At 72.8% G+C, this 26,572-nt stretch carries 21 protein-coding genes and 1 pseudogene; 6 read left to right on the top strand and 16 right to left on the bottom strand.

Going from position 1 to position 26,572, the window contains the following annotated elements; all coding sequences use genetic code 11:
- Nucleotides 1-23 precede the first annotated feature (23 nt).
- A complete protein-coding gene (locus FQY79_RS11455) occupies nt 24-434 on the bottom strand; it encodes a DUF2946 family protein (protein ID WP_146313050.1) in 411 nt (136 codons plus the stop codon).
- Nucleotides 435-625: 191 nt separating this feature from the next.
- On the opposite strand from FQY79_RS11455, the gene FQY79_RS11450 reads away from it, so the two are divergent.
- The gene (locus tag FQY79_RS11450; RefSeq protein WP_146313049.1) at nt 626-1,573 is read left to right on the top strand and encodes a glutathione S-transferase family protein; all 948 of its coding nucleotides are present in this window, start codon (nt 626-628) and stop codon (nt 1,571-1,573) included.
- 252 nt (nt 1,574-1,825) lie between these two features.
- On the opposite strand, the gene FQY79_RS11445 is transcribed toward FQY79_RS11450, so the two are convergent.
- Both FQY79_RS11445 and FQY79_RS11440 read right to left on the bottom strand, forming a co-directional pair.
- Nucleotides 1,826-2,353 carry an outer membrane beta-barrel protein gene (locus FQY79_RS11445; RefSeq protein WP_146313048.1) on the bottom strand — a complete coding sequence of 176 codons (528 nt, stop codon included), beginning with the start codon at nt 2,351-2,353 and terminating at the stop codon, nt 1,826-1,828.
- Nucleotides 2,354-2,700: 347 nt separating this feature from the next.
- A pseudogene (locus FQY79_RS11440) lies at nt 2,701-3,159 on the bottom strand (DNA ligase-associated DEXH box helicase); the annotation flags it as partial.
- Nucleotides 3,160-3,269: 110 nt separating this feature from the next.
- Between FQY79_RS11440 and FQY79_RS11435 the strand changes: the two are divergent.
- The 4 genes from FQY79_RS11435 (at nt 3,270) to FQY79_RS11420 (ending at nt 8,073) form a co-directional block, all read left to right on the top strand.
- Entirely contained in the window at nt 3,270-4,544 is a 1,275-nt protein-coding gene (locus tag FQY79_RS11435) for a putative DNA modification/repair radical SAM protein (protein ID WP_146313046.1), read from the top strand.
- Nucleotides 4,544-6,031: a UdgX family uracil-DNA binding protein gene (locus tag FQY79_RS11430; RefSeq protein WP_146313045.1), complete on the top strand. Its 1,488-nt coding sequence runs from the start codon at nt 4,544-4,546 to the stop codon at nt 6,029-6,031. The genes FQY79_RS11435 and FQY79_RS11430 overlap by 1 nt, the downstream gene beginning before the upstream one ends.
- Before the next feature lie 155 nt (nt 6,032-6,186).
- Nucleotides 6,187-7,674, top strand: a complete 1,488-nt coding sequence (putP, locus tag FQY79_RS11425) for a sodium/proline symporter PutP (RefSeq protein WP_146313044.1) — start codon at nt 6,187-6,189, stop codon at nt 7,672-7,674.
- Nucleotides 7,675-7,725: 51 nt separating this feature from the next.
- Nucleotides 7,726-8,073, top strand: coding sequence for a DUF488 domain-containing protein (locus tag FQY79_RS11420; protein WP_027071944.1), 348 nt, complete (start codon nt 7,726-7,728; stop codon nt 8,071-8,073).
- Between the two features lie 9 nt (nt 8,074-8,082).
- On the opposite strand, the gene FQY79_RS11415 is transcribed toward FQY79_RS11420, so the two are convergent.
- Both FQY79_RS11415 and FQY79_RS11410 read right to left on the bottom strand, forming a co-directional pair.
- Nucleotides 8,083-9,141, bottom strand: coding sequence for a DUF5694 domain-containing protein (locus FQY79_RS11415; protein ID WP_425463207.1), 1,059 nt, complete (start codon nt 9,139-9,141; stop codon nt 8,083-8,085).
- Nucleotides 9,142-9,377: 236 nt separating this feature from the next.
- Nucleotides 9,378-10,547 carry a class I SAM-dependent rRNA methyltransferase gene (locus FQY79_RS11410; RefSeq protein ID WP_146313042.1) on the bottom strand — a complete coding sequence of 390 codons (1,170 nt, stop codon included), beginning with the start codon at nt 10,545-10,547 and terminating at the stop codon, nt 9,378-9,380.
- 243 nt (nt 10,548-10,790) lie between these two features.
- Between FQY79_RS11410 and FQY79_RS11405 the strand changes: the two genes are divergently transcribed.
- The gene (locus FQY79_RS11405; RefSeq protein ID WP_146313041.1) at nt 10,791-11,573 is read left to right on the top strand and encodes a rhomboid family intramembrane serine protease; all 783 of its coding nucleotides are present in this window, start codon (nt 10,791-10,793) and stop codon (nt 11,571-11,573) included.
- A gap of 106 nt (nt 11,574-11,679) precedes the next feature.
- Here FQY79_RS11405 and FQY79_RS11400 read toward each other — a convergent pair whose 3' ends face one another.
- The 11 genes from FQY79_RS11400 to FQY79_RS11350 form a co-directional block, all read right to left on the bottom strand.
- The gene (locus tag FQY79_RS11400) at nt 11,680-12,483 is read right to left on the bottom strand and encodes a hypothetical protein (protein ID WP_146313040.1); all 804 of its coding nucleotides are present in this window, start codon (nt 12,481-12,483) and stop codon (nt 11,680-11,682) included.
- On the bottom strand, nt 12,480-13,991 hold the full coding sequence (locus FQY79_RS11395; protein WP_222434281.1) for a hypothetical protein: 1,512 nt from the start codon (nt 13,989-13,991) through the stop codon (nt 12,480-12,482). Before FQY79_RS11395 ends, FQY79_RS11400 begins: the two co-directional genes overlap by 4 nt.
- A 61-nt stretch (nt 13,992-14,052) precedes the next feature.
- Nucleotides 14,053-16,188 (bottom strand): TonB-dependent receptor, encoded by a 2,136-nt coding sequence (locus tag FQY79_RS11390; protein ID WP_222434280.1) that lies wholly within the window; start codon nt 16,186-16,188, stop codon nt 14,053-14,055.
- Nucleotides 16,189-16,382: 194 nt separating this feature from the next.
- Nucleotides 16,383-16,856, bottom strand: coding sequence for a MarR family winged helix-turn-helix transcriptional regulator (locus FQY79_RS11385; RefSeq protein ID WP_146313039.1), 474 nt, complete (start codon nt 16,854-16,856; stop codon nt 16,383-16,385).
- Nucleotides 16,857-17,047: 191 nt separating this feature from the next.
- On the bottom strand, nt 17,048-18,568 hold the full coding sequence (locus tag FQY79_RS11380) for a thymidine phosphorylase family protein (protein ID WP_146313038.1): 1,521 nt from the start codon (nt 18,566-18,568) through the stop codon (nt 17,048-17,050).
- Nucleotides 18,565-20,940 carry a phosphoketolase family protein gene (locus FQY79_RS11375; RefSeq protein ID WP_146313037.1) on the bottom strand — a complete coding sequence of 792 codons (2,376 nt, stop codon included), beginning with the start codon at nt 20,938-20,940 and terminating at the stop codon, nt 18,565-18,567. The genes FQY79_RS11380 and FQY79_RS11375 overlap by 4 nt, the downstream gene beginning before the upstream one ends.
- 45 nt (nt 20,941-20,985) lie before the next feature.
- Entirely contained in the window at nt 20,986-21,873 is an 888-nt protein-coding gene (locus tag FQY79_RS11370; protein ID WP_146313036.1) for a ribose-phosphate pyrophosphokinase, read from the bottom strand.
- Between the two features lie 28 nt (nt 21,874-21,901).
- On the bottom strand, nt 21,902-22,096 hold the full coding sequence (locus tag FQY79_RS11365; protein WP_146313035.1) for a hypothetical protein: 195 nt from the start codon (nt 22,094-22,096) through the stop codon (nt 21,902-21,904).
- Between the two features lie 38 nt (nt 22,097-22,134).
- Nucleotides 22,135-23,355 carry an acetate/propionate family kinase gene (locus FQY79_RS11360; RefSeq protein WP_146313034.1) on the bottom strand — a complete coding sequence of 407 codons (1,221 nt, stop codon included), beginning with the start codon at nt 23,353-23,355 and terminating at the stop codon, nt 22,135-22,137.
- A complete protein-coding gene (locus tag FQY79_RS11355) occupies nt 23,352-25,850 on the bottom strand; it encodes a heavy metal translocating P-type ATPase (protein ID WP_281289320.1) in 2,499 nt (832 codons plus the stop codon). Before FQY79_RS11355 ends, FQY79_RS11360 begins: the two co-directional genes overlap by 4 nt.
- On the bottom strand, nt 25,847-26,242 hold the full coding sequence (locus FQY79_RS11350; protein WP_146313165.1) for a heavy metal-responsive transcriptional regulator: 396 nt from the start codon (nt 26,240-26,242) through the stop codon (nt 25,847-25,849). Before FQY79_RS11350 ends, FQY79_RS11355 begins: the two co-directional genes overlap by 4 nt.
- Between the last annotated feature and the right edge of the window lie 330 nt (nt 26,243-26,572).

The raw sequence follows: 26,572 nt of genomic DNA, 5'->3' as shown, positions 1-26,572 counted from the left end.
CGCGGACCGGTCGGACGTGCGGTTCAGGACAGGACGGGTGGCGCCTGGGAGCCCAGCCCGCGCAGGTTGCGCAGCGGCCGTTGCGCCAGCGCGTAGCGGCGATCGGCGGGCGGCGCGGGCCTCCACGCCAGCGCGGCCAGCAGCAGCGCCAGCACCACCAGCAGCGGGGTGGCGAGCACACAGTAGTCGCAGGCCGGCGCCATCGGCGCGGTCGGCGGCGGCGACGGTGCGGGGTCGCCGTCGGAGGCGCCCAGGAACGGCGACACATCGATCAGCTGGATGCCCGCCATCGTGCACATTTCCATCAGGATCGGCGTGCCCTTCGCGGCCGTGGCCGCCAGCGTGCGGCTCACCGTCGGCGCCAACGCCGCCAGCAGCGCCGCCAGCAGGGCGAGCACGGCCAGATGCCTGCGGATGGACGGTCGGCGGCTCATCGCCGCGGAAGTATACGGCGACGCCGCCCTTGGCTTCCTGGCGCGTCGGCGCGACTCCAGGCGCGACCGGCATGGACAGCGCACGACGCGCGCTGACCCGCGTAGTCCGGCTGCATGCAGGACGGGTGAACGCGCGCGCCGCCGGCGGCTGGCATCATCGTTGTTCCATGCGCACGCGCAGGAGGCGTCCGATGGGCCTGTTGATCGAAGGCGAATGGCACGACAAGTGGTACGACACCAGCGGCGACGGCCGCTTCAAGCGCGAGGAGGCCAGTTTCCGCGACTGGCTGAGCGCGGACGGCGGCCCCGGGCCCGACGGGCAGCGCGGATACCGCGCCGAACCCGGCCGCTATCGCCTGTACGTGAGCTACGCCTGCCCCTGGGCGCACCGCACCCTGATCGTGCGCGCGCTCAAGGGGCTCGATGACCTGCTGCCGGTGTCGGTGGTGCACTGGCGCATGCGCGAGCACGGCTGGACGTTCGAGCCCGGCCCCGGCGTCGGCCCCGAGCCGGTGATGGGTGCGCGCTACCTGCACCAGCTCTACACCCGCGCCCGTCCCGGGATGACCGGCCGCGTGACCGTGCCGCTGCTGTGGGACCAGCAGACCGACAGCATCGTCAACAACGAGTCGTCCGAGATCATCCGCATGCTCAACACCGCCTACGACGGGCTGGGCGCGAAACCGGGCGACTTCTATCCCGGGCCGCTGCGCGCGCGGATCGACACGGTCAACGAGCGCGTCTACCACACGGTCAACAACGGCGTGTACCGCGCCGGCTTCGCCACCACCCAGGAGGCCTACGAGGAAGCGGTGCTGCCGCTGTTCGAGACCCTCGACTGGCTGGAGCAGCAGCTCTCGGGCCGCGACTGGCTGGTCGGCGACGCGATGACCGAGGCCGACATCCGCCTGTTCACCACCCTGATCCGCTTCGATCCGGTCTACCACGGCCACTTCAAGTGCAACCTGCGGCGGATCGCCGACTACCCCGCGCTGCATGCCTTCACCGCGCGCATGATGGGGGTGCCGGGCATCCGCGACACCGTGCACTTCGACCACATCAAGCGCCACTATTACCAGAGCCACACCACCATCAATCCGACCGGGGTGGTGCCGGTGGGTCCGGAACAGCCGTTCTGATCCCCGACCCGCGGTCCCGGCCGCGCGCGCCTGCGCCCGCCCCGCGGCTTTGCCATGTGTCCGTCGGTCTTCGGCCACCCCCGCCCCTGTTGCGGCTGCCCGGTCCATCGCGGGGACCTGGCGCGGCGCACGGCACCCCGGCCCGCGCGTGGCCGGCGACGTCCGGGCGCCATGGACAGGCAATAAAAGGGCCCGGTGCTGGCGCGCACCGGGCCGTGCGGAGTGTCGCCGGCCGTGCCGGCGTGGCGCGGATCAGAAGTCGAACCGCACCTGCACCTGGGCGGTGTCGACGTCGGCGTCCTCGAACTCGCTGCGGACGTACTCGCCGCGCAGCGCCACCGCGTCGGTGAAGCGGTACTGCAGGCCGAGGCCGTACAGCGGATCGGTGCCATCGCCCTTGCCGGTACCGGTCAGGTCCGGCAAGGTGCGCTTGAGGTCCCAACGCTGGATGCCCGCCTTGGCGTAGCCCGAGAAGCGGTCGGTGAACGGCACGATGCCGACCGCCGCCAGCGACGCCGAGGTCGCGTCCAGGTTCTGCCCGGCGCCGTCCGGCTTCAGCTTGCCGTGGTCGGTGTAGCCGGCCTCGAGCGCGAAGTTGCGGTGGAACTGGTAGCCGCCGAAGGCCGAGAACGCGGTGTCCTCGTCGTCGTATCCGCGCTCGTCGACCAGCGACTGGCCAACGCCGAGTCCGGCATACCAGCCGGTGTCCTGGGCATGGGCGAACGAGGCGCCGCCCAGCAGCACGGCGGCGAGCGTGGTGGCAAGAAGCTTGGAACGCATGTGTGTCTCCTGTTGGGGGATGGAGCAGTCGGTCGGCCACGGGGCGTCATGCCACAACGCCACCGGGCGTGTCCTGGAGATGGGTGCGCATGCCGCCTGGCCAATCCCTCCGTTGTGGATTCTTTATCCCGTGTGCGGAACCAATCGAAAGCGCGGGTTCAGCAGCGATGCGCTCTGGCGCGACGCGCGACCGCTCCGCGCGGCGCATCGACGGCCCTGGCGGCACGTGCCCGCTGGTGCCATGCCCAGGCCTCGGCCGCACGCGGATGCGGCATGCGCGTCCACGCACGGCGCGGGCCGGGCGCGGCCGCAGGCATGCCGCTCCGGGCGCGCCGCCGGGCGGCACCTCAGGGCAACCGCAGCAGCTGGCGGCCGGAGGCCTGCAGCTGACGCAGGCTGCGCAGCGCGCGCCCCGGCAGCGACGGCGGCAGCAGGCCGGCCACGCGCGCGATCTCGCGGAACTGGCGCCGCGCCAGTTCGCCCAGGTTGGCGCCGTCGCGCAGGTCGTCGAACAGTTGCGCGGGGTCGAGCAGCGCGCGCAGCGTGTCCGCGTCCATTTGCGTCCGTGCGTGCGCGGTCAGCGCCAGGCCGTAGTCGTTGACCGCGAAGCCGAAGGTGTTGGGTGCCAGCCGGCTCCAGCGCAGCGCCAGCAGGGCGGCCAGTCCCTCGTGCACGCCACGCCCGGCGAAGGGATACACGAACAGGTGCCAGCCTTCGCGCGTCTTCGCGAACTCGGCCAGCAGGCCGTCCGCGGCCGGCAGCGCCGAGATCCGCGCCTGCAGTTCCAGCAGCGGCGCCAGCGCGCGGCCAGCCCGCGACCCGGGCGGGTGCGCGGCTGAACAGCCCGGCGCCGGCTGTTCATGATCGATGCGCCGGCGTCTCACGGACTGAGACTGCGGGCTTCCAGCCTGCGGCGATGGAAACGGCCCGCAAACTGTCCATCCTGGCCGATGCCGCCAAATACGACGCCTCCTGCGCCTCCAGCGGCGCCGGCCGGCGCGATTCCTCGCGCAGCGGCGGCATCGGCAGCACCGAAGGCATGGGCATCTGCCACAGCTACACGCCGGATGGCCGCTGCGTGTCGCTGCTCAAGATCCTGCTGACCAACTTCTGCGTCTACGACTGCGCCTACTGCGTGAACCGCGTGTCGAGCAACGTGCCGCGCGCGCGGTTCACCGTGGACGAGGTGGTCCGGCTCACCCTCGACTTCTACCGGCGCAACTACATCGAAGGCCTGTTCCTCTCCAGCGGCATCATCCGCAGCGGCGACTACACCATGGAGCAGCTGGTGGAGGTGGCGCGCCGCCTGCGCGAGGAGCACCGCTTCGCCGGCTACATCCACCTCAAGACCATTCCCGAGGCCTCCCCCGAGCTGCTGGCCGCCGCGGGCCGCTACGCCGACCGGCTGTCGATCAATGTCGAACTGCCCACCGAGCAGGGCCTGGCCGCGCTCGCCCCGGAGAAGCAGCTGCCCGCCATCCGCGGCGCGATGGGCGAACTGCGCTGGCGGATCGAGGAATCGAAGCAGGCGCGCAAGGCGGCGACCGGCACCGCTACGGTCGCCGGCGCGCCACGCCGGCGTGCGCCCCGGTTCTCGCCTGCCGGGCAGAGCACGCAGATGATCGTCGGCGCGGACGGCGCCAACGACCGCACCATCCTGTCGATGGCCGACAACCTCTACGGCAACTACCGGCTGCGCCGCGTCTACTACTCGGCCTTCAGCCCGATTCCCGACGCCAGCAGCAAGTTGCCGCCGCGTGCACCGCCGCTGCAGCGCGAGCACCGCCTGTACCAGGCCGACTGGCTGCTGCGCTTCTACGGCTACCGCATCGAGGAGATCGCCGATGGCCGCGGCGACGGCATGCTCGATCTCGATGTCGATCCGAAACTCGGCTGGGCATTGCGCCATCCCGACCGCTTCCCGGTCGATCTCAATACCGCGGCGAAGGAACTGCTGCTGCGCGTGCCAGGCCTGGGCCTGCGCAACGTCGAGCGCGTGATCGCAGCGCGCCGCCACGGCCGCCTGCGCGTGGCCGACCTCGCCCGCCTGCGTGCGCCGCTGTCGAAACTGCTGCCCTTCGTGCAGCTGGCCGACCACCATCCGCGGCGCGCGCTCGACGATCCGCAGGCGCTGCGCGCGAAGCTGGCGCCGCCGCCGCAGCAGGGATCGCTGTTCGACGCGGCCGCCTGATGGCGCGCTGGACCGCCCGCGTCGATCCGCCCTGGGACCTCGACGCCTGGCGCGACATCGCGCGCCATGCGCTGCGGGCTCGGGTGCCGCCCGTAGACATCGACTGGCAGGACGGCAACGCGCCCGCCGCGCTGCTGGCGGCGCCGGACCTGCGCGGGGCGCCGACGACCCGCCTCATTCCGCGCGCCTCCAGCGCCCTGCTTGGCATCGCCGGGGACGTGCTCTGCCATCGCGACCCGCAGCGGCTCGGGCTGCTGTACCGGCTGCTGTGGCGGATCAACCACGGCGGGCCGACCGTGCTCTCCAACCCCGCCGATGCCGACGTGCGCCGCGCCCAGGCGCTGGCCCAGGCCGTACGCCGCGACGCGCACAAGATGAAGGCCTTCGTGCGCTTCCGCGCCGTGCCGGGCGATGGCGACGCCTTCATCGCCTGGTTCGAGCCCGAACACCGCATCGTCGACCGGGTCGCGCCGTTCTTCGCGCGCCGTTTCGCCGGCATGCGCTGGGCGATCCTCACCCCCTACCGCAGCGCGCGCTGGGATGGCCAGGCGCTGGCCTTCGGCGACGGCGCGCTCGCGTCCGACGCGCCACCCGACGACGCGCACGAGGACCTGTGGCGGACCTACTACGCCCACATCTTCAATCCTGCGCGGCTCAACCCGCGGATGATGCGCCAGGAAATGCCGGTGAAGTACTGGAAGCACCTGCCCGAGGCGCAGCTGCTGCCGACCCTGGTGCGCGAGGCCGGCACGCGCGTGCACGAGATGGCCGAGCGCGAAGCGCAGGCGCCGCGGCGCAGGATTCCCGCGCGCGCCGGGCCGGCAAAAGTCGTCCCCGTGCGCCCCGACGAGGTGCCGCGGCTGCAGGACACGCCCGACCTGCCCTCGCTGCGCGACGCCGCACGCGGCTGCCGCGCCTGTCCGCTGTGGGAACCGGCGACGCAGACGGTGTTCGGCGAAGGCCCGGTGGACGCGCGCGTGCTGCTGCTGGGCGAACAGCCGGGCGATACCGAGGACCTCACCGGCCGCCCGTTCTCCGGCCCGGCCGGCCGGCTGCTCGACCGCGCACTGGCCGAGCTCGGGCTGGATCGCAATACCTTCTACCTCACCAACGCGGTCAAGCATTTCCGCTTCGAACGGCGCGGCAAGCGCCGCCTGCACCGGAATCCCGAGGCCATGCACGTCGAGGCCTGCCGCCCCTGGCTGGCGCGCGAGATCGAGGCGGTGCGGCCGGAGGCGATCGTCTGCCTCGGCGCGACCGCGGCCATGGCCCTGCTCGGCCGCGGCGTGCGGCTGATGGAAGAGCGCGGCCGGTGGCGCGAGCTGCATGACGGCACCCGCGCCCTGCTCACAGTGCATCCGGCCTGGGTGCTGCGCCAGCAGGACGGCGCGGCGCGCGAGGCCGCGTACGCCGCGCTCGTCGCCGACCTGGCCCTGCTGCGCGGCCCCGTCGACACGACGGACGACGCCCGGACGATCACCCGCTAGCCTCCGGACGCACGCCTGTCCCGGCCGGGCCGCGCGATCCGGCCCGCGCCCCCGCGCCCCGGCCGCGTCCGGCGCGGGCCGTGCCGTTGGTCATTGGCGCCCCCGGCACGACTTCGGCCACACTCGGCAGCTGCTTCCTGCCCGGTGCCCGCCGCATGTCCTACACCTCGCCGCTGTTCCTCACCTTCGCCGCCTACCTGCTGCTCATGGTCGCGATCGGCTTCATCGCCTGGCGGCGCACGCGGACCTTCGACGACTACATCCTCGGCGGGCGCTCGCTCAACAGCTACGTGACCGCGCTGGCCGCCGGCGCCTCGGACATGAGCGGCTGGCTGATGATGGGCCTGCCCGGCGCGCTGTACCTGGGCGGCGCGTCGGAGTCCTGGATCGCGATCGGGCTGGTGATCGGCGCCTGGGCCAACTGGCGCTTCGTCGCCGGCCCGCTGCGGGTCTACACCGAGCGCACGGACAACGCGCTGACCCTGCCCGACTACTTCACCCACCGCTTCGAGGACCGCAGCCGGCTGCTGCGGATCCTGTCGGCGCTGGTGATCCTGGTGTTCTTCGCGATCTACTGCGCCTCGGGCATCGTCGCCGGCGCGCGCCTGTTCGAGAGCATGTTCGGGCTGCCGTACGGGCAGGCGATGCTGTGGGGCGCGGCGGTGACCATCGCCTACACCTTCATCGGCGGCTTCCTGGCGGTGAGCTGGACGGACACGGTCCAGGCCACGCTGATGATCTTCGCCCTGCTGCTGGTACCGGTGTTCGCGATCATCGGCGTCGGCGGGCCGGTACAGGCGCTGTCGCTGATCGACCAGGTGGATCCCTCGCGACTGGACTGGTTCGCCGCCGGCGGCGCGATGGCGATCGTCTCGCTGCTGGCATGGGGCCTGGGCTACTGCGGCCAGCCGCACCTGCTGGCGCGATTCATGGCCGCCGACAGCCTGGCCACCATCCCGCGCGCACGCCGCATCGCCATGACCTGGATGGTGCTGTGCCTGGCCGGGTCGATGGCCACCGGCTTCTTCGGCATCGCCTGGTTCGCGTCCCATCCCGAGCATGCCGCGCCGGTGGAGGCCAACCCCGAGCGGGTGTTCATCGTGCTCTCCGAACTCCTGTTCAACCCGTGGATCGCGGGCGTGCTGCTGTCGGCGATCCTGGCCGCGATCATGAGCACGCTGGCGGCGCAGCTGCTGGTGTGCTCGAGCGCCCTGACCGAGGATTTCTACCGCGGCTTCCTGCGTCCGCGCGCAGGGCACCGCGAGCTGGTCTGGTTCGGTCGCGCGATGGTGCTGGCGGTGGCCGCGCTGGCGATGTGGATCGCGCGCGATCCCGAATCGCGGGTGCTGGGCCTGGTCGCCTACGCGTGGGCGGGGTTCGGCTCGGCCTTCGGGCCGGTGGTGGTGCTCTCGGTGTTCTGGAAACGCATGACCCGCAACGGCGCGCTCGCCGGCATGCTGGTGGGCGCGGCCACCGTGCTGCTGTGGAAGCAGACCGGCAGCGCGCTGTACGAGATGGTGCCGGGCTTCCTCGCCGCGACCGTGGCGATCGTGGTGGTCAGCCTGCTCGGCCCCGCGCCTGCGCCGGCGCTGCAGGCGCGGCACGAACAGGTGCGCGCGACGCTGCGCGAACAGGGCTACTGAGCGCGGCGGGCGCGGATTGATCGGCGCCGTCCATGGGCCTAGAGTCGGTCCATGGACATCCGGCTCAAGCGCGCCTATGAGCCACCGGCCCGCGCCGACGGCGCGCGGATCCTGGTCGAGCGGCTGTGGCCGCGCGGCGTCGGCAAGGAGGCGCTGGCGCTGGACCTGTGGCTCAAGGACATCGCGCCCAGCCCGGGCCTGCGCCAGTGGTATGGCCACGAGCCGTCGCGGTTCGAGGAGTTCGTGCGCCGCTACCACGCCGAGCTGGAGGCCAATGCCGCCGCCGTCGAGGAGCTGCGCGACTGGCTGCGCCGGGGCCGCACCACCTTCGTCTACGCCGCGCGCGACCCGGTGATGAACAGCGCGCGCGTGCTGCGCGACTGGCTGCTCGCCCGCTGAGCCGCGGGCTCAGTCGCCCAGCACCTGTGCGGCGTCCACCACCTCCACGCCCTGCAGCTGCCCGAGCAGGCGGTCGAACCAGGGCTTGTGCGAGACGCCGACGATGCTCAGTACCCGCACCCCGGGACGCTCGCGGAAGGTCTCGCCGATGTTGGCGACCATGCGCAGGTTGCGCAGGTCCCAGCCGGTGACGTACTGGCGGCCGTAACGCTGCGGCGAGGTGTCGGCCAGCGCGAGCGCAAAGTCGCAGCGCATCGGCACCGTCTGGTAGGCGGCGCGATTGATGTGCTGGTACAGCGGCAGCAGGTCCGGCGCCTGCCGCAGTTCGCGCAGGTACGCGTACGTTGCGGCGCATTCGGGCGGCGCGCGGTCCCAGGCGCCGCGGATCGCGGCGGCGTAGGCGTCCTCGTCGTCGATGCGCAGGTTGTCGCCGGTGTGGTCGTCCACGGGATGCACGCGCTGCAGCCCCAGGCGCACGGCCAGCGCGGCGCCGATCACCGTGTTCTCGTTGCTGGACGCGGCCCGCTTGCGCAGCGCCTGCACCAGCGCGGCGTCGAGCCCGTCGCCGGCGCGGCGCTCGGCTTCGGGCAGGTACAGCCACTGCACCAGGGCCGAGGTCAGGTCGCCCGCGGCCAGGAAGGTCGCGGCCAGGCGCCGGCGCTGCGCCGCGGTCGGCGACTGCGGCCACGCGGCCAGCTGTTCCTCCACCGAGGCGATGGCGGCCGGCACGTCCAGGCCGGTGGCGGCCCGTGCCGCGTCGGTGTCGGGACAGTAGTGCGCGATGCCCTCCTCGTCGTACACCGCCGGGTGGCGGCGCATCAGGTCGCAGGTCTCGCCGCGCATCGCTTCGACGGTGATCACCTGCGGACCGAACGCGGCCAGGCGCTCCAGCAGCCGACCGGTCTCGCGGGCGGTGACCGGACCGCCCTCCTCCTGCGCCAGGTGCACGCTGCCCAGCACCAGGACCCGCGTGGGCGGACCGGCGAAAGGCGCCCGCGGCCCGTCGTGCGGCGCAGGGGCCACCTGCGCGCACAGCGGGCTGGTGGCCAGCAGGAGGACGGCCAGCAGGGGCATTCGCATGGCAAGGTCTCCGATTGCCGTCGAGTCGTGAATGAAACGCCAGCGCGACCGGCGCGGCATGACCGGATGGTCACGGTGACGATCGACACAGTCGCCAGGCGGTCAGGGCACGATCCGCACCGGCGGGCCGGTGGCGCCGACCGCGCGTTGCCGGCCGCGCCCTCGCCGTGGGCCCGCACGATGTCGTCGCCGGGCGCCCCGGCGCGGGCCCGCGGACCGATGGTTCAATCCAGCACGCGGCAGAACACCGCCTTCAGGTAGCGCGACTCGGGCACGTGGGCCAGGAACGGATGGTCGGCGCCGGCGCCGGCCACCTTCAGCACCTGCACCGTGCGCCCGGCGTAGAACGCGGCGCGGCGCAGCATGTCGAGGAACTGCTCCTCGCTCACCAGGCCGGTGCAGGAGAAGGTGGCGAACAGGCCACCCGGCTTCACCACGCCCAGCGCCAGCTTGTTCATGTCCAGGTACTTCTTGAGCGCAGGGATCACCTGCTCGCGGTCGCGGGTCATCTTCGCCGGGTCGAGCACCACCACGTCGAAGCGCTCGCGGTTGGCGGCCGCGTCGCGCAGCCACGGGAAGATGTCGGCCTGGACGAAGCGCGGACGCACGTTGTTGAGCCGGGCGTTGCCGCGGGCAATCTCCAGCACCGCTTCATCGATGTCGATGCCCACCACCTCGGCGGCGCCGCGCACCGCGGCGTAGATGCCAAAGCCGCCGGTGTTGCAGCACAGGTCGAGCACCCGCTTGCCGGCGCAGCGGTGCGAGAGCCATTCGCGGTTGTCGCGCTGGTCGGCGAAGAAGCCGGTCTTGTGCGCGCCGGCCGGGTCGGCACGGAAGCGGACGCCGTGCTCGGTGATGACCGCCGGCTCGGTACCGGCGGTTTCGCGGAAGTCGAACGACTCCTGCTTCTGCACGTGCTCGTCGGCCAGGGCATGGAAGCGACAGCCGGGGAACTGCGCGCGCAGGGCGTCGTGGATCCACTCGCGGTGGCGGAACATGCCGGCGCTGAAGTACTCGACCACGAGCAGGTCGTCGTAGCGGTCCACGACCAGGCCGCTCAGGCCGTCGCCCTCGCTGTGGACCACGCGCCAGGCGTTGCTGGTGTCGTCCAGGCGCAGCACCTCGCGACGCAGGTGCACGGCCTCGGCGATCCTGCGCGCGAACCAGGTGGCGTCGACCGCCACGTCCGGATCGGTCTCAAGGATGCGCAGGGCGATGCGCGAGTGGCCGTTGTAGAAGCCGCGTCCGATCCAGGCCCCATCCACGCCCACGATGTCGACGATGCTGCCGGGCTTGACCCGCTGGGCCGGCTTCTCGACCAGGCGCTGGAAGATCCACGGGTGGCTGGAGCGCCAGGCGTTGCGCAGGCGGATGGTGGGGAGGGGGTCGGTCATGGATGCCAGTTTACGTGGGCGGCTTGCCCCCACCCCAACCCTCCCCCGCAGGCGGGGGAGGGAGCACGGCCGGATGCACTACCAATGCGCCGGCACCCCCTCCCCCGCAGGCGGGGGGAGGGAGCACGGCCGGACGCGCTACGAAGGCGAGGGGCACTCCCTCCCCCGCCTGCGGGGGAGGGTTGGGGTGGGGGCAAGCCGCCAGACCCTTGCATCCCCGCGATCCGCCGCCACCCTTGGCGAATGCACCTGCGCTCCGCCGACGAACCCCGGGATCCGGTCGCCCAGCGGGCCGCCGACAAGCGGCGCCTGGCCAATGCGGTCCGGGGCAGCCTCGCCTTCGTGCTGCTGCTGGTCCTGGTGTTCGGCCTGCAGGGTCTGGGCGACGCCCGCGCGCTGGCGGTCGGGCCGGGGTCGGCGGCCGGGCTGCTGGGCCTGCTCACCGCCCCGCTGCTGCACGGGTCGCCCGCGCACCTGCTGGCGAACGCCTCGGCGCTGCTGATCCTCGGCACGCTCGCGCTGGCGGTGTATCCGCGCGCCACCGTGCGCGCGCTGCCGCTGATGTGGCTGGGTTCGGGGCTGGGCGCGTGGCTGTTGGGCGAGCCCGGCTCCTGGCACCTGGGCGCCAGCGGCCTGACCCACGGGCTGATGTTCCTGGTGTTCGTGCTCGGGCTGCTGCGCCGCGACCGCGCCTCGATCGCCGCCGGCATGATCGCCTTCTTCTTCTACGGCGGCATGCTGCTCACGGTGCTGCCCCATGAGCCCGGCGTGTCCTGGCAGTCGCACCTGGGCGGCGCGCTCGGCGGCGTGCTCGCGGCGTGGCTGCTCCGGGGCAGCGATCCGATCCCGCCGCGGCGCCGCTACAGCTGGGAGATCGAGGAGGAAGAGGCCGAGCGCGCGGCGCAGGCCGAACGCGACACCTGGGAACCCGGTTCCCCGCGCGACGTGCCGGTGCTGTGGAACCGTGGGGAGCGGCGCGACGACGAACGCGGCGTGGTGCTGCCGTTCCGTCGTCGCGAGGACTGAGGCGGCCTGGGCCGGTCGCCGCGACGGATGCGGCTCCATGGCCGAACGGCGCGAGGCCAGCGGCCCGCGCCGCCCTGCCGGCTTCGCGTAGGAACCGCCTCCCCGCTCAGGGGATGACCCGGACCTCGACCCGGCGCCGCGACGGCGACAGCAGCCCGTCGCTGCCCTCGAGCGTGGACGTGGACCCGTCGTGCGCGACCTTGACCACGATGCGTTCGGCGGGCACGCCCATCATCCGCAGCCAGTTGGCGACCGCGTCCGCGCGCCGGCGGGCGAGCATCGCGTCTTCCACCAGCACGTGCCCGGACACCGTCTCGGGCGTGGTCACCGACCAGCCGGTGATTTCCACCCGGCTGGCGTCGATGTCCAACGCGTACAGCGAGGCCATGTGGGTGAAGTAGTCGCTGAGCTGGTAGACGATGAAGTCGCGGCCATGGTCGAACCACACGCCGAAGGTGCGTTCGGCGTACGGCCTGGCCGGCAGTTCGCGCGGCTCATGGATCGGCCGGATGTTGCGCGCCGGCAGCTGGAAGCGCACGCCGGGATAGCCCTGGGCCGGGAGCATCGCGCGCGGACACGCCTGCGCGAGCACGGACACGCGCACCGGCTCGAGCACGATGCCGCCGCAGGTGTCGGCCTGCCCGGCCGACACTCTCCCTTCGACCAGTACCGCGCGGTTCCAGTCGGGCTTGGTCGGCGAGCGGGTGACGTCGTAGCGCAGGCCGTCTTCCGGGCTGTCGGCCAGCCAGCAGCCGGATTTGCGGCCGGCGTCGGTGTTGCGGTAGACCGGGCAGGTGACGAAGCGCAGCTCCGGCGAGGTCTCCGGCGCGGCGGGCGTGGCGCAGGCCGGCAGGGCCAGGCCGAGGGCCAGCGCCGCGGCCAGCGCGCGCAGGGGTGCGAACGCGCTCACAGGGCCTCCATCAGGTGCACCAGGTCCTGGATTTCCTGCTCCGAGTAGCCGATGTTGTAGCGGCGATCGTAGTACTCGATCACCTCGCGCAGGGTCTTGGCCGAACCGTTCGAGAAGTACGGCGCGCGCGCCGCGAGCCCGCGCAGGCTCTGCAGGGTGATCTTGCCGACGTCGGCGCAGCGGCCGGTGGTCAGGGCGAAGCCGGGATCGTGGGTCTCGATCACCCGGCCGTAGTGCGGATGCGGCTCGCCGGTGCAGGTGATGCGGAACAGCGGCAGGTGCGGCTGCGGATCGGCGAACGGCCGGGTGGTGGTGCCCAGGTCGACCTGGCCCGGGGCCACGTCCATGCCCATCTGGCTCATGTTGTGGCAGAAGGCGCAGCGGTCGAGCACCGGATTGCCGAAGCCCATCGGCGAGTTGATGCCGGTGGTGTCGCTGATCAGGAACATGCGCTCGCGGAAGTTCTGCGCGCCGCGCGCCACCGATTCGCGCCACGCGCGCTGCCCGGGGGTGAGGCTCGCGTCCTTGCCGGCGTCGGCCCAGGCGTTGAACTCGCTCCACACCGGCACGCCCTGGCTGCCCAGGCGCCCAGCCGGCGAGTCGCGCAGCGTCGCCGGTCCGCCCGTCGCGCCGCCGGTGTCGAGGTCGCCGCCGACGCGCGAGGTCTGCTGCGCCGCGTACACGCGCTGCTCGAAGTCGGTGATCCGGGCGATGTCCTCCGGCGACAGCCTGCCCTTGAACTCCAGGTGGGTCTGCAGGGCGTCGCGGATCTGCGCCTCCAGGCTCAGCACGCGCCGGTCGGCCATCAGGTTGCCGGACACCATCTGGCCGGTCTCGGGGTCGATCGGCAGCGGCTGGCTGCGCTTGGGATCGACCGCGAAGCCCATCGCGAGGATGTACTTGAAGTTGGCGACCGGGCGCGGGCGGCGGTAGACCGACACCATCGGCTCGGGCGCGGCCAGGCCCCAGCGGTCGCTGAGGTTGCAGCCGGTCGGGTCGCGCACGACTTCGATTTCGAAGTCGGTCTCGATCGGGCTGCCGTCGTGGTCGCGCGGCGGCCACGGCCGCGCGATCCGGATCAGGCCGTGGTCGAGCAGCAGCGAGTGCGACTCGCGCCGCTCCTGCGGCAGGTCGGGACAGTTGGAGCCGTCGAAGGCGGCGAACAGCGGATCGTGGTGCCCGCGCAGCTCCCACTGCCGGCGGATCGAATCGAGCGACAGGCTCATCGCGTCCGACGGCTGGTGGCAGGTCACGCAGGCGCGGCCGTTTTCCCCGAGCGGTTCGAAGAACGGGTGGCCGCGGGTGTCCATCGGGCCGTCGACCAGCAGCACGCGCAGCGAGCCGGCGGCGTTGGGGTAGTCGGTGCTTTCCTGCATCACCCGGCCTTCGCCGGGCTTCCACCACCGGTCGGGCTGGACGCTGGCCGCGAGGCCGGCGGCGGCCAGGCCGGCGATCGCACCGAGGGCGAGGAGGGGGCGCAGTACGCGACGACGTGAGGTGTGGGGCATGGTGGTCCTGCAAGCGGCGAGGGGCCGGCCCCGGGCCGGCCCCTGCTGGCGTCGCCGCAGCTTAGTAGAAGTCGTAGCGCACGCGCACGCCGTAGTGGCGCGGCGCGCCGTACAGCGTCCCGCCGTCGGCGGACGAGGCGTTCATCAGCTGCATGGTCGAGTAGGTGTCGTCGAACAGGTTGTTCACGAACGCGTCGAAGCTCAGGCTGTCGCTGTAGCGCAGGCTCAGCTTCGCGTCGAACACGCTGCGCGAGGAGATCTTCGTGCGCTCGCTCTGGAACGGCGTGGAGTAGCTCTCGCTGACGTAGGTGTACTGCAGGCGCGGCGTCAGCACCTTCTCGCCGAACACGAAGTCGTACTGCACGCCGGCATTGAAGGTGACGTCGGGCGAGAATGGCAGCACGTCGCCCTTGCGGACCAGCTCGTTGAGGTTGGTGAGCGTGTTCTGCAGGATCGCGTCCGCGCCGAACTCCGCGTCCAGCCAGCCCAGGCCGGCGTTGATCGAGGCGTTGCCGAGCAGGGCCACCGCTTCGAGCTCGATGCCCCTGGCCTTGCCGGAGGCGGCGTTCTGGGTCAGCGGCAGGCCGCTGGCGAGGCTGGCCAGCTGCATGTCGCGGTAGTCGGAGTAGAACGCCGCGGCGTTGAGGCGCAGGCGGCGGTCGAACAGCGTCGACTTCAGGCCGGCTTCGTAGACGTAGTTGGTCTCCGGGCCGAACGACTCCGCCACGATCGGCAGGTTGCCGCCGCCAGCCTTGTAGCCCTTGGAGGCCGAGAGGTAGCCCATCACGTTGTCGGCGAAGTCGTAGTTGAAGGCGAGCTTGCCGGTGGTCTGCGCCGACTCGAGCGTGGTGGTGCCGACGCCGCCGGGGCTTACCAGGCGGTCGTAGGACTGGCGGTCCCAGCTGCGCCGCGCGCCGACCACCACTTCGCTGCGCTCGCCCACGCGCACGTTGGCCTGGCCGAACACCGACTTGGAGTTGTTGCGCATCTCGGTGACGATGGTCGAGGTCGATTCCACGAAGTCGACGGTGTTGTTGTTGTCGCGCAGCACCGAGGCGTCGATCCGGCCGTCGAGCAGGAAGCCGCCGAGCACCCAGTCCACGGGGCCGTCGCTGGTCTTGATCAGGTTGACCTCGTGGATCGCGTTCTCGATCTGGGTGTTGGTGTAGCCCACGCGACCCGTGCCCGGCCGCGGCAGCGCGGTGTCGGTGCGGTCGCCGTCGGCCTGGTCCACGGTCTCGCCGTCCTGCCAGCTGCTCAGCCAGCGCAGGTCGAGGGTGTCGGTGAGGGCGTAGGTCGCCTCCGCCGACGTGCGCGTGCCGCGCTGGCGCATGTACGAGATCGCGTCCTCCTGGATGCTGAAGGGGTCGCTGCTGACGGTGTCGTTCCAGCGCTTGACGGCGTTGTTGTCGGTGTCGCTGTCGTAGTACTCGCCGCGCAGGTTCACCTGCAGGCGGCCGTCGAAGCCGCGCAGCGACAGGTTGGCGCGCGCGCCGGTGAAGTCGGTGTTGCCCGGGTCGCTGGGGCTGGGGCCGGTATTGGTGGTGAAGCTGTCGCGGACTTCGCGCACGGCCGCCACGCGCAGCGCGACGTTCTCGTTGATGCCGAAGTTGACCGCTCCCAGCGACTTGCTCCAGCCGTAGTCGCCCAGCGACTGCTCGACGTAGCCGAAGGTGGCGTCGTGGTCGGGCGCCGGCGTGCGCACGTAGATCGCGCCGCCGGTGGAGTTCTGCCCGGTCAGCGTGCCCTGCGGGCCGCGCAGCACCTCGATGCTCTGCAGGTCGTAGAAGCTCTGCGAGATCGACTGTTCCTGCGGCACCAGCTGGCCGTCGATGTAGAACGCGATGCCGGGGCTGGAGGTGGGCGCGGTCTGGGCCAGGCCGACGCCGCGGATGTTGATGTACATCGAGCGGTTGACCTGGTTGACCGAGATCGAGGGCACCGCCTGCATCATGTCGTGCAGGTTCTGCAGGCCGCGGCGATCGATGTCCTCGGCGGTGATGACGGTCGCCGCGATCGGCACCTTCTGCACGTTCTGGCTGCGGCGTTCGGCGGTGACCCGGATCTCGTCGAGCACCTGGATCTGGTCATCGGCCGCGGGCGCGGGGTCCTGGGCGTGCGCGGCCGCGGCGGAGGCGGAGAGGGCGAGGGCGACGGCCGTGGCCAGTCGGCGATGGCGGAGCAGAGCGTGGATCACCTGGCGTTCCTCCCTGGGGAACAGGTCTCGTGGATTGCCGTCGTGGGCCGACCGGCGCGGAAATTAGTTATTTATAACAATCATTGTGACTTGAATCCATGTAAAGTTGCAGTGCAGCAAAAGCCGCGCAACGGGTCGCTGCGCGCAGCAGCGCCCTCCCGGCCGAGGCCGGGGCCTGCGCGGGAAACGGGGGTTCAGAGCTGCTGGATGCGGCGCAGCGCGCGCTCGAGCTGGTCGTGGCCGACGTCGCCGATCGCCGCCAGGATGCCCTGCTCGAACTCGGTGACGATGCCCTCGGCCTCCACCAGCAGGCGCGCGCCCTCGGCGGTGAGGTGCAGGTGCTGGACGCGGCGGTCCTGGCGGCTGCGGGCACGACGCACCAGCCGGCGCTTGATCAGCCGGGTAATGACGCCCACCAGGTTGGGCGGCGAGATCCCCAGGGCATCGCCGATCTGGCGCTGGTTGATGCCGTGGTTGCTGTCGATCAGGACCAGGATCGAATATTCGACCGGGCGCAGCGACACCGCCTGCAGGCGTTCGACCAGGCGGCGGTGGAGCTGCAGCTGGGCGCGGGTGAGCTGGTAGCCGAGCAGTCCCTGCAGCCGCGACTGCTCGACGCTGCCGGCATCGTCCTGTACCGCGGCCTGGGTCTCGGCATCCATCGGCATGTCGGGGGTCGGGGGGAGTCGGGCAAGAGTCTAGCGGCAACGGACGGGCAGGAGGAGGCAGGCGGGCGCGACGGCGGGAAACGCGCGCGCCTGTGGAAACCGCCGCCGTCGCGTCGCGCACGTCGCTCCGCGCAAGCGCCGGAGCGCCGCATCCGCGGTGCGGCGGGCAAGGCACGCCGTGCCGACCGGGTTCAGGCCACGACCTGGACGATGTCCCCCGCATCGCGCGCGTAGTCGAGCGCGTACGCCAGCTCCGCCGCGGTCTGCGCATGCAGTTCCAGCAGCGGCTGCCCGCGGGCGACCTCGTCACCCAGGCGCACCCGCAGGCGCAGGCCGGCGGCGGGGCTCTCCGGGGCGCCGGCGAGCTTGGCCAGCCGCGACAGGCGGCGGTTGTCGACGTGCACCACGCGTCCGCCGTGGGTGGCCACCAGTGGCGCCACGCAGGCGGCCTGCGGCGGGGTGCGCAGTCCGCCCTGGGCCTCGCAGATGCGCACGAAGCGTTCCCAGGCGCGGCCGCTGTCCAGCGTTTCCAGCGCCAGGCGCGGGCCGGCGCCTTCGGCGGCCACACCCCCGAGTTCGAGCACGACCCCGGCGATGTCGGCGGCGCGCTCGCGCAGGTCCGGGGGCGCGTCGTGTTCGCAGCGCAGCACCGCCAGCACGTCGCGCGCCTCCAGCGCCGGGCCGATGCCGCGGCCCACCGGCTGCGCGCCGTCGGTGAACAGGCAGCGCACCACGAGGCCGAAGCGTTCGCCGACCGACTGCATGCGCGCGGCCAGGTGGCGCGCCGCCTCGGGGCTGCGGATCTTGGCCGTGGGCCCGACCGGAATGTCGATGGCGACATGGGTGGCGCCGGCGGCGATCTTCTTCGACAGCACCGAGGCGACCAGCTGGCCCTCGGTGTCGATGTCCAGCTCGCGTTCGATGCGCACGAAGATGTCGTCGGCCGGGCTCAGGTGCATCGCCCCGCCCCAGGCCAGGCAGCCGCCTTCGCGCTCGACCACGCGCCGCAGCGTGGACAGGTCGAGGTCGACCGGGGCCAGCGTTTGCATGGTGTCGGCGGTGCCGGCGGGCGAAGTGATCGCGCGCGAGGAGGTCTTGGGCATCACCAGGCCGTTGGCGGCCGCGATCGCGACCACGATCGGCGAAGTGCGGTTGCCCGGCAGGCCGCCGACGCAGTGCTTGTCGACCACGACCGGCGAGGGCCAGGACAGGCACTGCCCGACCTCGACCATGGCATGGGTCAGGTGCACGGTTTCGTCCGCGTCGAGCGGCAGGGCCGCGGTGGCGGTGAGGAAGGCGGACAGGTGCACGTCGGTGTAGCGGCCCTGGACCACGTCGCGGACGATGGCCGCCATGTCGCCCGCGTCGAGCCGGCGGCCGTAGATGCGGCGGCGAACGCCGGCCAGCGATTCGAGTACCGGCGGATGGCGCACCTGCACCGGTTCGCCCTCGGCCAGCCCGAGCGCGCGCCACGCCGCCTCCGACAGCGCCACCTGGTCGGGCGGGAAGCGCTCGTCGTCGGTCTGGTAGAGCAGCGCCTGCACCTGCCGTTCGCCGCGGGTCACCAGCACCTGGCTGCGCGGCGACAGGCCCTCGGAGCGGCAGACGTGGCAGTCGCTGCGCATCACCGCGATCGGCTGGTGCGCCGCGTGCAGCTGCAGGCGCGCGGCGCGCAGCGGCGGCAGGGACGGCGGGGGCGCGACGACGCTCATGGCGCCCTGTCCTGCAGCACGCGCGGATCGCCGCGGCCGTCGAGCGCGTCGCGCAGCGGCGCGTCGAGCAACTCCTCGCGCGGCCATCCCGCCACCGCCGTGCAGGCATCCACCGCGTGCGCCCAGGTACAGCGGTTGGCGAACAGCATGCCGGGCACGTCGAGCGTACCGCCGCGGCTGATGTAGCCCAGCGCACGCGTGCGCGCGGGGCCCGAGTCGATGCGTCGCAGCACGCCCAGCATCGGCTCGGGGCGGGTGTGGCTGAGGAGCACGCGCGGCAGCTCCGGCGGGAACAGCGCCTGCACCCTGGCGTCGTCGGCCACGAACGCGGCCTCGATCGCGTCGCGCGGCACGCGCAGGCGTCCGGGCTCGAGCACCACGCTCACGCAGGCGCGCCGGCCGCGCGCGGCGAGGTGGCGCTGCGCGGCGAGCGCGGCGTCGAGCTGGTAGGCGCCGATCGCCACCAGCTGCACGTCGGCCTCCAGCGGATCGCCGACGACCTGGCCCGCGCCGTCGCGCACCAGGCGCTGCGCGGCCTCCGCGTCGAAGTGCTCTTCGACCTCGCGCTTGGACACCACCACGCAGGCGACCTGGCCGCGCCCGGCATAGACGTCGCGCAGCGCGGCGACCGCGGTATTGCCATCGACGGGGAACAGCACGCGCGCGGTGTCGGACATCTCGCCCAGCAGCGCCTCGCCGATGGTCGGGTCCTGGTGCGACTGCTCGTTCTTGCTGTTCTCCCAGGTGTGCGAGGTCACCACCAGCGGCACCGGCAGCCAGCGCGGCGGTTGGCCGACCTCGCGCTGGCGACGGGCGAAGATGGTTTCCTGGCGCAGCAGGCCCAGCATCTTCACCGCGAACGCCTCGTAGCTCACCACCAGGTTGAGCCCGCCCTTGTTGGCCAGCGCCGCGGCGGCCACCGCCTCTTCGTTGAGCGCGGTGATGATCGCGCCGTGCAGGTCCTCGGCCACGCCCGGCTCGGGCGCGTTGACCCGGTGCCTGAGCCGCTGCAGGGTGCCGCCCATCTTGTTGCTGGCCAGCTCGTCCGGATTGCCGATGCGTACGCGCAGGCCGGGATTGGCCTCGACCAGGGACACGAACCAGCGGTCGAGCGCGGCCATCGCGCTGGCGCTGCCGCCGGGCGTGGCCCAGTCCGGTTCCGGGAGCACCGGCGCGGGCGGGTCGCGGTGCGCCATCGGATGCAGGCTTTCCTTCACCCGGCCCTGGGCGGCGTGGCAGTCGAACGCGGCGAGCGCCGCGTCGAGTTCTTCCGGCGGCACGAACAGCGCGGCGGCGCCGCGATTGAAGGCCTCGCGCGCGGCGGCATCGTGGCGCGGGTTGCCGTCCAGCGGCAGGTTGTGCGCGGCATTGCGGCCGGCGCCGGGGAAGCCGAACCCCTTCTCGGTCTCGGCGATCACGTACGGCAGGCGCGCGGGATAGCGGCGCTTGGGGCTGGCGGCGAAGGCGCGCAGCACGTCCTCGGCCTCGACGATCGCGCAGGCGATCGCGGACGGGTCGCGCCCGTCGACGATCACCGGGTCGAAGCCGTTGTGGCGCACGTCGCCGGCCAGCCACTGGGCCCCGCCCTCCTGCACGATCTGGGTGCGCTGCTCGATGCGGCGGCCGTTGAGGATCATCACCGGGATCGCGGCGCCGCAGTCTTCGGCGCGCCACCAGCGCGGGGCCCAGTCCTGGCCGCGCTGCTCCTCGAACGCGCCGTCGCTGAGGAAGGCGACCAGGCTCTCGCCCGGGAGCGGCATGTGCACGTACTGCAGCCCGGCGAAGCCGAGGTAGCCGCCTTCGCTGACCGCGCCGGCCGTGTCCGGCCCGGCATGGCTGCCCAGCGGCACGGCGGGCCGGCCGTCGGCGTCGATCGCGTAGCAGTAGAAATCGGCGACCAGCCGCGACAGGCCTTCGGCGCTGCGGTCGTAGCGGCCGCGCTGGCGCGGCGAGACGTCGCCGGTCAGCGCGTTCACCGCCTCGATCGCGGCCACGCAGTGGCCCTGGCCCATGATCCAGCCGCGGGTCTGGCCGGTCAGGGCGTTGGCCAGCAGGTAGCCCACGAACCCCTGGACCATGTTGAGCGAGCCACCGGTGTGGCCTTCGGGCGCGGGCTTGAAGTCGTCGGCGTCGAGCGGCGCGCCGGACAGGTCGATGCGCCGGGCATAGGTCATGTGCGCGACCACGCTCATGGCCATGCAGGCCAGGCGGTCGGCGGCGGCGAGGAGCCCGTAGGCGGCCTCGGCCGAGGCGATGCGGCCGTCCTGGAGCAGGCGCGCGACCAGGGCCTCGACGCGGGCGACGGTCGCGTCGCGGTGGACGATGGGCCCATGGCCGGCGATCCAGCGCTCGCGTGAGGTGTCGGTACTCATGGCGGTGGATCCTCCCTCTGGTGCGGCGCGTCCGCGCCGGTCGGGTCAGTCGCGCAGGTCGCGCCGCAACGCGTCGGCCAGCAGCGGCGCGAGCGCGATGCGGTTGCTCGGATGCGGTACGGAGTCGGTGGACGTGATGCGTGCGAACCGCGGCGCGAGCTCCTCGAAGGCGCCGTCGGCGAGCAGCGCGTGCACCACCACGCATTCGGCCCGGGGCAGGCCCTGCGCCTCCAGGCCGCGCGCCGCCTCGGCCAGGGTGCGGCCGGACGAGGCGATGTCGTCCACCAGCACCGGGGTGCGGTCGCGCCACCGCGACAGATCGGGCAGGTCGATGCGCACCTCGCGGTCGCCGAGCCGGGTCTTGCGCAGCACCACGTGCGGCGCGCCGATGCGGGCCGCGATGGCACCGGCCCACTGCCCGCTCTCCTCGTCGGGGCCGACCACCAGTGGCGCGTCCACGTGCGCGGCGATCCAGTCGGCCAGCAGCGGCGCAGCCTGCAGGGTCGCGGTGGGTATGGAGTAGATCGCCGACAGCGCCGGGTGCCGGTGCAGGTGCGGGTCGACGGTGACCAGCCGGTCGACGCTCGCCGACAGCAGCCGCGCGAAGCTGCGCGAACTGACGCACTCGCCGGGGAGGAAGCGGATGTCCTGGCGCATGTAGGCCAGGTAGGGCGCGACCAGGGTGACCTCGCGGGCGCCCAGCTCGCGGGCGGCGTCGGCGGCGAACACCAGGGCCAGGAAGCCCGGGTCCGGCCGGGCCAGGGTGCAGACCAGGTCCACCGGCCGCCCGGCCGGGTCGCCGTGCAGGCGCACGTAGCTTTCGCCATCGGGGAAGCGGCGGGTCTCCACCCGCCCGGTCTCGCCATCGCAGGCCCGGGCCAGCGCGGCGGCCAGCGCCTCGTTGCCCGGCATCGGCAGGATCAGCCTGCGCATGCCCCGCCCTCCCTGCGCAGCCCCCGGCTCACAGGCGGACCTTGTCGAGGATGATCAGCAGCGCGCTGACGCCGGCCAGGAACAGCACCAGCACCCCGCTCCAGGCCGCGCCGACACCGCCGCGGCGGCGCAACAGCAGGTTGAGCAGACCCACCGCCAGCACCGGCGCCAGCAGCACCACCAGCAGCATCTTCCAGATCGAAGCGTCGAGGCCGAGCAGCATCACCTTCCGTCCTTCCGCGGCGCCGCCGCGGTGCGCAGTCAGCCCAGCGCGCGCAGCGCGTCGCGGGCGGCCACCCATTCCTCGTTGGTCGGCTCCACGCCCACGCGCACGCGGCTGGCGTCGCTGGAGATGATCGGCGCGTCGACCGCGTTCGCGCCTTGATCCAGCGCAAGCCCGAGGAAGGCCAGGTCGCGGCACACACGCTCGCGGACGAAGGCGTTGTGCTCGCCCACGCCGGCGGTGAACACCAGCAGGTCCAGGCCGCCCAGCACCGCGGCCAGGGCGCCGATCTCGCGCACGATCCGCCGCACATAGAGCTCCAGCGCCAGGCGGGCGCGCTCGCCGGTTTCGCCTGGATCGCCCTCATGGCGCACGACCACCCGCGGCTCGGACGAGATGCCCGACACGCCGAGCAGCCCGGAACGGTGGTAGAGCATCTGCCCCACCTGTTCCAGCGACAGCTTCTCGATCTCCATCAGGTACAGCAGCGCGCCCGGGTCGAGCGCGCCGGTGCGGGTGCCCATCATCAGGCCGTCGAGCGCGGAAAAGCCCATGGTGGTGGCGACGCTGCGCAACCCCTGCATCGCGCACAGGCTGGCGCCGCTGCCCAGGTGCGCCACCACCACCCTGCCCCGCGCGAGGTCGCCGTGGCGCTCGGGCAGCGCGGTCGCCATGTATTCGTAGGACAGGCCGTGGAAGCCGTAGCGGCGCAGGCCGCGCTGCCAGCAGTCCCAGGGCAGCGGCAGCAGCTTCTCCACGTCCGGCAGGGTGTGGTGGAAGCCGGTGTCGAAGCAGGCCGCCTGCGGGATGTCGGGGCGTTCGCGCAGCAGGATCGCGATCGCCTCGAGCGCGAACGGCTGGTGCAGCGGGGCCAGCGGGATGTAGCCCTCGAGGTCGGCCAGCACCGCGGCGTCCACGCGCGTGGGCGCGAAGTAGCGACTGCCGCCATGGACCACTCGATGGGCGATCGCGGCCAGCCGGCGGCCGCCCAGGCGCGCCACCACGCCCTCGCGGATGCGCTGCAGCGCCGACAGGTAGGGCCGTTCCGGGTCCAGCGCGACCGGCGCCGGCTCGATGCCGGTCTCGCCGTAGGTCGGCGACGGCCCGCCGATGCCATGGACCTTGCCGTTCCAGGCCGGCTGGCGCGGCAGCGGGTCCTGGCCGGCGTCGAACAGCGCGAACTTGATGCTCGACGAACCACAGTTGAGCACCAGCACCAAGTCGCCACGGGTGGGATAGCGGTCGGCGGGGCGGTTCATGCGCGGGACTCTCCGGGCTCGGGCAGGGACAGGCGGCGATGGCGCAGGCGCAGGGCGTTGCCCACCACCGAGGTGGAGCTGAAGCTCATCGCCACCGCGGCGATCATCGGCGACAGCAGCAGGCCGGTGAACGGGTACAGCACGCCGGCGGCGATGGGCACGCCCAGCGCGTTGTAGGCCAGGGCGAACAGCAGGTTCTGGCGCATGTTCGACACCGTGGCCTGCGACAACGCGCGCGCCGTGGCGATGCCGCGCAGGTCGCCCTTGACCAGGGTCACCTGGGCGCTGTCCATGGCCACGTCGGTGCCGGTGCCCATGGCGATGCCGACGTCGGCGCGGGCCAGCGCCGGGGCGTCGTTGATGCCGTCGCCGGCCATGGCCACCACCCGGCCTTCGCGCTGCAGGCGTTCGACCAGGGCCAGCTTGTCCTGCGGCCGGACCTCGCCGTGGACCTCGTCGATGCCGAGTTTCGCGGCAACGGCATTCGCCGTAGTCAGGCCGTCGCCGGTGGCCATCACGATGCGCAGGCCGGCCGCATGCAGCGCCTCGATGGCCGCCGGCGTACTGGCCTTGACCGGGTCGGAGACCGACAGCAGGCCGGCGAGCGCGCCGTCCACGGCCAGGAACATCACGCTCGCGCCCTGGCCGCGCAGGGCTTCGGCGGGTTCGCGCAGGGGCGCCACGTCGACCCCCGCGTCGCGCATCAGCGCGGTATTGCCCAGCGCCAGCGCGCGGCCTTCCACGCGCCCGCGCACGCCGATGCCGGTGCTCGATTCGAACCCTTCCACCGGCACCAGCGCCATGCCGCGTTCGCGCGCGGCGGCGACGATGGCCTGCGCCAGCGGATGCTCGCTGCCCTGGTCGAGGCTGGCGGCCAGGCGCAGCACCTCGTCGGCGCTGCCGCCCTCGACCGCGACCGCCTCGCCGAACGCCGGACGCCCCTCGGTGAGGGTGCCTGTCTTGTCCACGACCAGGGTGTCGACCTCGCGCAGGCGCTCGATCGCGGCGGCGTCGCGGAACAGCACGCCCATCGTCGCGCCGCGGCCGGTGGCGACCATCACCGACATCGGCGTGGCCAGGCCCAGCGCGCAGGGGCAGGCGATGATCAGCACCGCCACCGCGTTGACCAGCCCGTACACCCAGCCCGGTTCGGGCCCGAACAGGCCCCAGGCGAAGAACGCGACCACGGCCACCGCGACCACGCCCAGCACGAAGCGGCCGGCGACCACGTCGGCCAGTCGCTGCATCGGCGCCTTCGAGCGCTGCGCCTGCGCCACCATCTGCACGATCTGCGCCAGCAGGGTCTCCGATCCCACACGCTCGGCGCGGATCACCAGCGCGCCGGCGCCGTTGAGGGTGGCGCCGGCCACCCGGTCGCCGGCGCGCTTGCCGACCGGCAGCGGCTCGCCGGTGAGCATGGACTCGTCGACGCGGCTGGTCCCCTCCAGCACCACGCCGTCCACCGGCACCTTCTCGCCCGGGCGCACGCGCAGCCGGTCGCCGACGTGGACGTGGTCGAGCGGGATGTCCTCCTCGCCGCCATCCTCGCGAAGGCGGCGCGCGGTCTTCGGCGCCAGGCCGAGCAGCGAGCGGATCGCGGCCGAGGTCTGCGCGCGTGCCTTGAGCTCGAGCAGCTGGCCGAACAGGGTGAGGGTGACGATCACCGCCGCGGCCTCGAAATACACCGACACCCGCCCCATCGACGAGAAACCGGCCGGGAACACGCCCGGCGCCAGGGTGGCGACCACGCTGTAGGCATAGGCCGCGCCGGTGCCCAGCGAGATCAGGGTCCACATGTTCGGGCTGCGGTTGCGCAGCGACTGCCAGCCGCGCACGAAGAACGGGGCCCCGGCCCAGAGCACCACCGGCGTGGACAGCAGCAGCTCGATCCAGCTCCGGGTGGCCGGGTCGAACCACGGCAGCCGGTGGCCGAACATGCCGAGCACGAACACGGCCGCGGTCAGCGGCAGGGTCCACCAGAAGCGGCGGGAGAAGTCGCGCAGCTCGGGGTTGTCGCCCTCGTCCAGGCTCGGCAGCTCCGGTTCCAGCGCCATGCCGCACTTGGGGCAGGTGCCCGGGTGGTCCTGGCGCACCTCCGGGTCCATCGGGCAGACGTACATGGTGCCCGGCGGGGGCGGCGGCGCGGCCGGCGGCGGCGCGCTGCCGTCGTAGCGCACGGGGTCGGCGGCGAACTTCTCCGCGCAGCGCGCGCTGCAGAAGCGCCAGGCGCGGCCGGCGTGTTCGACCCTGTGCGGGGAATCCGGCTTGACGGTCATGCCGCAGACCGGATCGCGGTCGTCCGGGAGCGCCTCGCGGCTGCCGTCGTAGCGCGACGGGTCGGCGGCGAACCTCGCGGCGCAGCGCGCGCAGCAGAAATGCCAGGTGCGCCCGGCATGTTCGACCGCGTGCGGGGACTCCGGCGCCACCACCATGCCGCAGACGGGATCGCGCCGCTGCGTCGTCGCCGCGCGGACGGGGTCTTGATACGCGCTCACGTCGCGTCCTCCCCGGAGAGCGCGTTGAGGATCGGGCAGGCCTCCGCCCGTCCGTGGCCGGGGCAGGCGGCCACCAGGGTGCGCAGGCCGTCGCGCACGCGCTCGAGTTCGGCGATGCGCGCGTCGACCTGCGCCTGCTTGCGCGCGGCCACGGCACGGATGCTGGCCACGTCGCTGCGCTCGCCGAGGCTGAGCAGTTCGGCGATGTCCTCCAGCGAGAAGCCCAGCGCCTTGGCGCGGCGGATGAAGCGCAGGCGCTTGAGTTCCGCGTGACCGTAGCGGCGGTAGCCGGACGCCAACCGCCCGGCAGGTGGCAGCAGGCCGACGCGCTCGTAGTAGCGCACGGTGTCGATGGCGACGCCGGCGGTCCGGGCGAGCTGGCCGATGCGCATGGAGGACATGGGCGATCTCCGGGCGGGGGCCTACAGTCTGCAGTCTGGACCTGAGTCCAGAGTCAAGGGCGACGGCGGCGGCGTGCCCCTTCCCCCGCACGCGGGGGAGGGAGAAGAGCCGCGTCGTCAGGAGCGCCCGGCCGGCCCCTTCCCCCGCCTGCGGGGGAAGGCTGGGATGGGGGCACGCTCCGGCGCGGAACCGCTTGCCATCGCGACCTGCGGCAGGCTGCCCCCCACCCCGGCCCCCTCCCCCGCGCGCGGGGGAGGGAGAGGAGCCGCATCGGGTGCAGCCGGCCGGCTCCTTCCCCCGCCTGCGGGGGAATGTCGGGA

Source organism: Luteimonas wenzhouensis (assembly GCF_007859305.1).
GTDB classification, from domain to species: domain Bacteria; phylum Pseudomonadota; class Gammaproteobacteria; order Xanthomonadales; family Xanthomonadaceae; genus Luteimonas; species Luteimonas wenzhouensis.
The sequence above is the reverse complement of the archived record's forward strand: the minus strand, read 5'-3'. Positions and strand labels throughout refer to the sequence as shown.